At 66.3% G+C, this 632-nt stretch carries 1 protein-coding gene; it reads right to left on the reverse strand.

Going from position 1 to position 632, the window contains the following annotated elements:
• A partial coding sequence (locus tag ACODRW_RS24295) for a hypothetical protein (RefSeq protein WP_488906921.1) occupies nucleotides 1-632 on the reverse strand: 632 nt, incomplete at both ends.

Here is a 632-nt window from a genome sequence, read left to right on the forward strand (position 1 = left end):
AACTCGCGGCTCTGGTTGTTGAGGCTGGTATAGCCTTCAAAGGTCTTATTGCCGTCGTTGTCGTACTCGTACAGGGTGTAGCTGTCCAGCGCGTGGTCGGACAGGCTCTTCAGATAGCCGTTGCCGTAGTACTGGTAAGTGATGCGCTGGCCGGTGCTGCCGCTTTGTTCGGCCACCTGGCCGGCGTGGTTGTAGCGGTAGCTGAAGCGATGGTTGCCCAGGTCGACATGGGCCACCTTATGGCCGAACAGGCTGACGTCGTCGGTCTGGCTGCGGCCGTTGGCGTCGGTCTTGACGCTGCGCCAGCCGCCGACGACGATGCCGCCGGCGCCGGCGATGGCGGCGTCCCACTGGTAGCGGTAGCTCACCCGGCGCCCGGCGGCGCTGACGGTGGCCAGCACCCGGCCCAGGCTGTCGTACTGGGTGGTGTCGGCCAGGCTGTCCTTGCCGTCGCTGGTGCTGCGGTGGGCGATGCGCTGGCCGGCGCTGTCGTAGTCGTATTCGTCGTAGCCGCGGCGGCCGTCGGCGCGCACAGCGCGGTCCTGACGGATCAGCTGGTTGTTGGCGTTGTAGCGGTAATCGCTGCGGCGGCCGATTTCGTCGACGCTGACACGCAGATTGCCGAACACGTC

The sequence above is a fragment of the Chromobacterium sp. FG89 genome, from assembly GCF_057808735.1.